Here is a 6933-nt window from a genome sequence, read left to right as displayed (position 1 = left end):
TGTTCGAGCGGCGCCACATCGCCGCCATCGACAAACCGCCGCCCGTCAATCCAAGTCGAAGGTACCCCCGCTGCTCTCCCGATCAGATGAGCCTCGACTATGTCTAACTTTCCCCGGACAGCCCTGCGTAAACGGGGCGAGGGAAAAGACCCTACTCTTCCGGCTCGACGGTGAACAGCAGCGGATAGCCCTTGGCCTTGCCGGCATCGGTCGCCCGCGTCGCCTTGGTTTCCGCGACATCCTTGGTGAACACTGCAACGACGCAGACGCCGCGCGTGTGCGCCGTGATCATGACACGATGCGCCTGGTCTTCGCTGAGCTTGAACTCGCCTTTGAGCACAGTGACGACGAATTCGCGCGGCGTGAAATCGTCGTTGATCAGGATGACTTTGTAAAGCTTCGGCCGCTCGGTCTTCGGCTGCGCCTTGACACGGGGTTTGATGACGGTTTCGGGCATCGGAATCCACCAGCGAGGAACTGGGTTTCACATCACTTTGTCACGCAGAAACGCGCTCGTCCATTTGACTGCGCAACGGCGACAAGGCCAGGGCGATCAACTCTATGTGGGGAAGCGCTGGCTGCCGGTCAACGGCCCTGCCGCCCGGCCGTGCGCGACCTGTCGGGGCCGCCCGATCCGCGCTCCAGCAGCGCAAAGAGCATCCAGGCGGCAAAGCCGATCATCGTCGAGCCGGTCAGCACGAGAAGAATCCAGGACTGCGCCGGCGTGATGTAGTCGAAGCTTGAAGAGCTCAGCGGAGCGAACAGCTCTGGCTCGGTCCTGCCGCTGGCGGGATCCGGCACGGGACTTGCGGTAAAGATGATCAACGATCGCGCGGCCGCGGTGGCGATCAGGCCGCCGAGTGTCAGCGAACGCATCAGGGACGAAAACCGCTTCTTCATGCGGATTGTCCTACAGCACCGGCATTGCAATCAGGTTAAGGCTGCGCGGCGGAAACTTGCCGATCGAGAAGGCTTCCGTCGCGCGTAAGCCGCCCCGGCCTGAACCGGAGCGGCTTTGCAGGATGATGTCGAAGCCCGGGTCAGGTCTTCGGGGCGTCCTTCTTCTCGGTCTTCTTGACGACCTTCTTCGTGTCGGCCTTCTTGTGCTTCTTGACGGTCTTCTTGGCCGAAACTTTCTTCACCGGCTTGGCCGTGGCGTCGGCCGGAGCGGTCGTGGTCGTCGAGGCAGCCGGAGCAGCGGTCGTCGTGGCGGCGGCGTTGCCGAGAGCCGGCATGGCGAAAGCGAGGGCAACACCGAGGCCGAGGGCGGAGAGGATGGACTTCTTCATGGCTTCATTTCCTTTTTCTTGCAGATCTGGATGAGCGTCACTGAACGGGATCGATCGGTGTCACTCCAAGCAGCTTCAAAGCGTTTGCGAGCATCCGGATTCCCTGTGCCTGTTTCTTGTTGGCGCAGAACCGGTCTCCCTTTCTTTGCAGTGCTTTCGCCGCGGTGACCTGCGTTGCCGCGGCATGGGTTTCGAGGGCTTCGTCAACCTGACGGCTCAGATTGGTGCAACGCTCGGTCCGGGTGAGCGGCGGCGCGACCTTTGGGGTTGAGGCGCCGGCCGCTGCTGTGATGAGCGATATGCTGAGCAAAGCACCCATCACGCTGATCCAGAACCTCTGCATTGGTGTCGTCCGTTACTCCGGAAACTTGCGTCGCAGCCGATGACCTGACCGCCACGGCACCGGTTATGCCCTTGAAATTTTTCACCAGTTTTTCTCGACTGTAGAATTTTGTTTCTGGATTGTTTCTGGGGAACCCGACCGGCGCGGCGATCGCGGCCACTGGCCAAGATGTGGCCCGAATTCTATCGTGTGAGAGATCGCCGAAGGGACGCCCGGCTAACAGAATCATAGGTTTCGAGTGAAATCGGACGCACACATACTGATCGTCGACGACGACAAGGGCATACGCGACCTGCTGCAAGAGTTTTTCCAGAAGCGCGGGCTGCACACGACGGTAGCCGGTGACGGCACCGAGATGGAGGCGGTCCTGCGCCGCACGCCGGTGGACCTGATCGTTCTCGACGTGATGCTGCCCGGAAGGAGCGGACTCGAGCTTTGCCGCGAGATCCGCGCCAACTACACCACGCCGATCATCATGCTGACCGCGGTCACCGAGACGACCGACCGTGTTGTGGGTCTCGAAATGGGCGCCGACGACTATGTGCCCAAGCCCTTCGATCCGCGCGAGCTTCTGGCCCGCATCCGCGCCGTGCTGAGGCGCAACGGCAGCGCCGAGCCGCGCCGCCCCGTCGCCAAGCAGATATACCGCTTCGCCGGCTGGACGATGGACTGCGCCCGCCGCCGCCTGACGGCCCCCGACGATGTGCGGGTAGAGCTGACTATGGCCGAGTTCAACCTGTTGCAGACCCTCGTGAAGAGCGCGGGACGCGTGCTGACCCGCGAGCAGCTGATCGAGCTCTCCGGCGGCGACACCGGCTACAGCTTCGACCGCAGCGTCGACATTCTGGTGAGCCGCCTGCGCCGCAAGATGGAAGACGATCCGAAAACGCCGAAACTGATCCTGACGGTGCGCAGCGGCGGCTATCAGTTCCTGCCCGAGACAACGTCCGAATGAGACGCTTCCTGCCGCAGACCCTGCCTGCCTGGGTGCTGCTCATCGTCATTGCCGGCCTCATGCTCAGCCAGGTGGCGACGCTCTACATCGTGGCGCGCGACCGCGCCGCCGCCAACGGTGTCGTCGATCTCTACCGGTTGAACGACCGTGCCTATTCGCTCGTGCAGTTGATGCACGACGCCACGCCCGAAGAGCGCAAGGCGACCGCATCCGGCCTGTTCAACTCGACCTATGCGCTGACGGTTTCGGACACGCCCGCCGTCACCTCCTCGATCGCCGGCGATGATGAACTGGCCGAGCTGGAGGACATCCTGGTCGGCCGCCTTTCGAAATTCGGCGTCACCGACGCGCGCGTGCGGCGCGATCCGGCCACCCAGGAGGCCGACGTCCCGGACGGTCAGGCGGTGAACAGGGATGTCGGCCAGGTCGAACGCGACCTTCTGGTGCTCGCCGCGGATTTCGCGCAGAGCGACAAGCTGACGGCGTCATTGCGTTTTTCCGACGGGCAGTGGTTGAATTTCACGGAACCGATCACGCCGGCGGGGCCGATTCTGAGCCTCGACAGCCTGCCGCTCTATTCGCTGATCGCCGGTCTGATCGTCATCATGTCGATCTGGTCGCTGCGCCGGCTGACCGCGCCTTACCGGATGATGGAGACGGCGGTGACGCGGATCGGCAACGATCTGAAAAGCCCGCCGATCTCCGAGAGCGGCAGCCGCGAGATCCGCGCCGCGGCGAAGGCGATCAACGCCATGCAGATGCGGCTTCGCGATTATGTCGAGGACCGCGAGCACCTCGCGGCGGCGCTGGCGCATGACCTGCGCACGCCGCTGACCCGCATGCGGCTCCGCCTCGAACTGTTGCGCAGGTCGCCCGCACGCGAAGCGCTGGCGCACGACCTCGCCGACATCGAAAGCATCGCGAGTTCCGTCATCGACTTCGCCAAATTCGAGGTGACCGAGGAAAAGGCCGAGCGGATCGATTTCTGGTCGCTGGTGGAATCGGTGGCGGACTCTTTCGAAGATGCATCCTTCGACGAGGATGCGACGCCTTCGCGCGGCCTGATCTGCATCGCGCGGCCGGTGGCGCTGCGCCGCTGCATCACCAATCTCATCCAGAACGCGGTGACCTACGGCAAGAAAGCGCATCTCGGCGTGCGGCGAACGGGCGACACGATCACGCTCTCGATCCGCGACGAGGGCCCCGGCATCCCGCAAGCGAAGCTGGACGCGGTGTTCGGCTCCTTCGTGCGGCTGGAGGAATCGCGCAACCGCACCACCGGCGGCCTCGGCCTCGGCCTGACCATCGCCCGCAACATCGCCCGCGGCGCCGGCGGCGAGGTCATTCTTTCCAACTATCCGGGCGGCGGCCTGCTGACGGAGCTGCGGCTGCCGGTGGCAGCTTGAGTCAGCAGGCGGTTGCCGGTTCCACGCCGGTACTGGATCGATAACCTCTTCCTTGTGATAGTGCGCCCGTTTCTGCACGAGGAATCCACCCCCATGTTTTACGCCATCCTGGCCTACCACGTCGAAGACACCGTCCAGTCCTGGACGCCCGACGAGGATGCGGCGCTGATGAAGGATCTGCTCGATGTCAACGACAGGCTCACACGCGAGGGCAAGCTCGGCCCGGCAGCGAGGCTCGACGCGACGGTCAAGGCCGTGACGCTGCGCGGTCCCGGCGACGGCATGGTGATCGACGGTCCCTTTGCCGAGACCAAGGAACAGTTGCTCGGCCTCTATGTCCTCGACTGCGCCGACCAGGACGAAGCTATCGCCGCCGCGCGCGATCTCAAGCGCGTCAACCCTTCCGCCGTCTACGAGATCCGGCCGATCATGCTCTATCTGCCGGGCGCCGCGCTGGCGGCTGGTTGAGATCTATTCCCGCTGCCGCCTACTCGCCAGCGGTTCACTGGTGCGCGCGACGCCTGACAATGCGGTCGCGCGCCGCGATATCGGCGGGAGCCTCATCGACTGGATAGCCGAAATCCTTCAGTTCTGACATCGACAGCCCGGCCAAAGCCCGACGCCGCCTTGCAACCTGATATCGGCGCTGGAGCCCAGCGAAGACCATCGCGATATTGGTGGCAAGCGTGCCGGCAAGCCAAGTGGTGGGGTGGAAGGTTCTGATGCTGATATACGCCATTCCCATTCTCCCTCGTTCGAATTCACGAAGGCAATGTTCCACCGGCGCGCTTGGCCGATGTTCATTCAGGCGTGAAAGCGCGGGAAAAACCGCGCTAAATCGTCGTTAAGTCGAATGCAGGACGTGATATTCTGCCCAGGGCTTTTTCAAGGGGGCCGGGGTGCATATCCGATTGCTTGGCGGCATCGAGGTTGTCTCCGCAGGCGGGCAACCTCTGCATTTCGCGACGCGCAAGACGTCGCTGCTCTTTGCCGCGCTCGTCCTGGCCGGTCCCAAGGGCCTTCGCCGCGAGAGGGTGGCGGCGATGCTGTGGGCAGGTAGCGGCGAGCAACAAGCGCGAAACAGCCTGCGCCAGGCCCTGGTCGACATCAGGCGGCTGTTTCCGTCAACCGGCGACGCCGCCATTCGCGTCGAAGGCAACGCCGACACCATCTGGCTGGCGGCGGATGCCGATGAGGCTGACATCTGGGTTTTCGACCGCGCGTGGCAGGCCGAAGACGGCACTAACCTTGCGGCTGCTGCCGACCTCTACCGGGGGGATCTGCTCGACGGGTTGTCTTTCGCGGGCGAGGTCGACGAATGGCTTGCGCCGCTTCGGGCGAACTACACGCGCAAGGCGCTGGATTTGGCCGAGCGGCTTAGCCTTTTGCCGGGATGGGACGCACGCGAGGAACAGGCCTGCGAAGCATTGGCCGAAAGATTAGTAGCGCTCGACCCATGCGCCGAGCAGGCCCACCGCGCCCTGATCCGCATCTTCCACCACCGCGGTAAGACCAACGACGCCTTCCGCCAGTTCCTGGCCTGCAGGGAAGCCCTGAAGCGCGAGCTCGGCGTCGAACCCGAAGAGGCGACGCGGGCGCTGGTCGAACGGATCGAAGCGCCCGACAAGGCGCCGAAGGAGCCAGTAGCTGACAGCGGCACGTCCGAGGAAGTGAAGGCGCCGCGCCCTGCCGTTTCGGTGCCGGAAAAGCCGTCGATCGCAGTCCTGCCGTTCCAGAACATGAGCGGCGACGTCGAGCAGGACTATTTCACCGACGGCGTCGTCGAGGAGATCACGACGGCGCTGTCGCATGTCAGCTGGCTGTTCGTGATCGCACGCAATTCCGCCTTTGCCTACAAGGGCCGGGCGGTCGACGTCACCCGCGTGGGCCGCGAACTTGGGGTCCGCTACGTGCTGGAAGGCAGCGTCCGCAAGGCCGGCAGCCGGCTGCGCGTGGCCGGCCAGCTCGTCGAGGCGGCGGCGGGGACAAGTCTCTGGGCCGATCGCTTCGAGGGCGACGTGTCGGAGGTATTCGAACTGCAGGACCTCGTCGCCTCCCGCGTCATCGGCGCGATTTCGCCCCGGCTCGAGCAGGCCGAGATGGCCCGCGCCAAGCGCAAGCCTACCGAAAGTCTCGACGCCTATGACCACTATCTGCGCGGCATGACGAGCCTTTACCGCTGGACGAGGGAGGGGTTGGATGAGGCGCTGCCACAGTTCTACAAGGCCATCGAGCTCGACCCCGACTTTGCCGCGACACAGGGCGCTGCCGCCTGGTGCTATTTCTGGCGGATGGCAAATGGCTGGATGACCAACCGGCATCAGGAGACCGCCGAAGTCGCCCGCCTGGTCGGCAACGTCGTCATTCACGGTCAAGACGATGCGGTGGCGCTGGCCTTCAGCAGTGTGGCGCTTGGCTACGTCGTCGGCGACTACGAGGCCGGCTCGGCGCTGGTCGATCGGGCGCTCGTGCTCAACCCGAACTGCGCCACCGCCTGGAGCGCCAGCGGCTACCTCAAGGCCTGCTACGGCGATCCGGACATCGCCATCGAGCACCTGTCGCGGGCAAGACGGCTGAGCCCGCTCGATCCGCTGACCTTCTTCATGCAGACCTTCACCGCATTCGCCCATTTCGTGGCCGGCCGCTACGATACCGCCTGGCCGCTGGCGGAAGCGGCTTCACGGGCGCAGCCATATTATCTTACTGGTCTGCGTGTAGCCGCCGCCAGCAATGCCATGGCCGGCAGGCGGGATGCCGCGAGCAAGTATATCGCGCGTTCGCGGCAGCTCGACCCAGAACTGACGCTTTCCAACCTCAAGCACCGGGTTGGGCCAATCAGGCCGGCCTATTTCGCCAAATATTTTGAGGCCCTGCGGCTGGCCGGCCTGCCCGAATGACACGTCCTAGGCGCACTTGTCTTCAATCCGGCAGCGTCGCAGC

At 64.2% G+C, this 6933-nt stretch carries 9 protein-coding genes; 4 read left to right on the top strand and 5 right to left on the bottom strand.

Features of this window, described 5'->3' with window-relative positions:
- Positions 1–151: 151 nt before the first annotated feature.
- The 4 genes from clpS to EOA27_RS15680 form a co-directional block, all read right to left on the bottom strand.
- Positions 152–457, bottom strand: coding sequence for an ATP-dependent Clp protease adapter ClpS (clpS, locus tag EOA27_RS15695; RefSeq protein ID WP_042640247.1), 306 nt, complete (start codon positions 455–457; stop codon positions 152–154).
- A 128-nt stretch (positions 458–585) separates the two neighbouring features.
- On the bottom strand, positions 586–900 hold the full coding sequence (locus EOA27_RS15690; protein ID WP_245466971.1) for a hypothetical protein: 315 nt from the start codon (positions 898–900) through the stop codon (positions 586–588).
- A gap of 140 nt (positions 901–1040) precedes the next feature.
- On the bottom strand, positions 1041–1289 hold the full coding sequence (locus EOA27_RS15685; RefSeq protein ID WP_126081632.1) for a hypothetical protein: 249 nt from the start codon (positions 1287–1289) through the stop codon (positions 1041–1043).
- Between the two features lie 37 nt (positions 1290–1326).
- Positions 1327–1632: a hypothetical protein gene (locus EOA27_RS15680; RefSeq protein WP_126081631.1), complete on the bottom strand. Its 306-nt coding sequence runs from the start codon at positions 1630–1632 to the stop codon at positions 1327–1329.
- Between the two features lie 238 nt (positions 1633–1870).
- Here EOA27_RS15680 and EOA27_RS15675 point away from each other — a divergent pair, with 238 nt between their 5' ends.
- From EOA27_RS15675 to EOA27_RS15665, 3 genes are all read left to right on the top strand, one after another.
- On the top strand, positions 1871–2587 hold the full coding sequence (locus EOA27_RS15675; RefSeq protein WP_126081630.1) for a response regulator transcription factor: 717 nt from the start codon (positions 1871–1873) through the stop codon (positions 2585–2587).
- Positions 2584–3993, top strand: coding sequence for an ATP-binding protein (locus EOA27_RS15670; RefSeq protein ID WP_126081629.1), 1410 nt, complete (start codon positions 2584–2586; stop codon positions 3991–3993). The genes EOA27_RS15675 and EOA27_RS15670 overlap by 4 nt, the downstream gene beginning before the upstream one ends.
- A gap of 93 nt (positions 3994–4086) precedes the next feature.
- The gene (locus EOA27_RS15665; RefSeq protein ID WP_126081628.1) at positions 4087–4461 is read left to right on the top strand and encodes a YciI family protein; all 375 of its coding nucleotides are present in this window, start codon (positions 4087–4089) and stop codon (positions 4459–4461) included.
- A gap of 34 nt (positions 4462–4495) precedes the next feature.
- Here the strand turns inward: EOA27_RS15665 and EOA27_RS15660 are convergent, their stop codons facing one another.
- Positions 4496–4732 (bottom strand): hypothetical protein, encoded by a 237-nt coding sequence (locus EOA27_RS15660; protein ID WP_126081627.1) that lies wholly within the window; start codon positions 4730–4732, stop codon positions 4496–4498.
- Positions 4733–4892: 160 nt separating this feature from the next.
- Between EOA27_RS15660 and EOA27_RS15655 the strand changes: the two genes are divergently transcribed.
- The gene (locus EOA27_RS15655) at positions 4893–6890 is read left to right on the top strand and encodes a BTAD domain-containing putative transcriptional regulator (RefSeq protein ID WP_126081626.1); all 1998 of its coding nucleotides are present in this window, start codon (positions 4893–4895) and stop codon (positions 6888–6890) included.
- The last annotated feature ends 43 nt before the right edge of the window (positions 6891–6933 follow it).

Source organism: Mesorhizobium sp. M2A.F.Ca.ET.037.01.1.1, from assembly GCF_003998075.1.
Taxonomy (GTDB): Bacteria; Pseudomonadota; Alphaproteobacteria; order Rhizobiales; family Rhizobiaceae; genus Mesorhizobium.
Note: the sequence above shows the minus strand (reverse complement) of the source record. Positions and strands in the feature narration are given on the sequence as shown.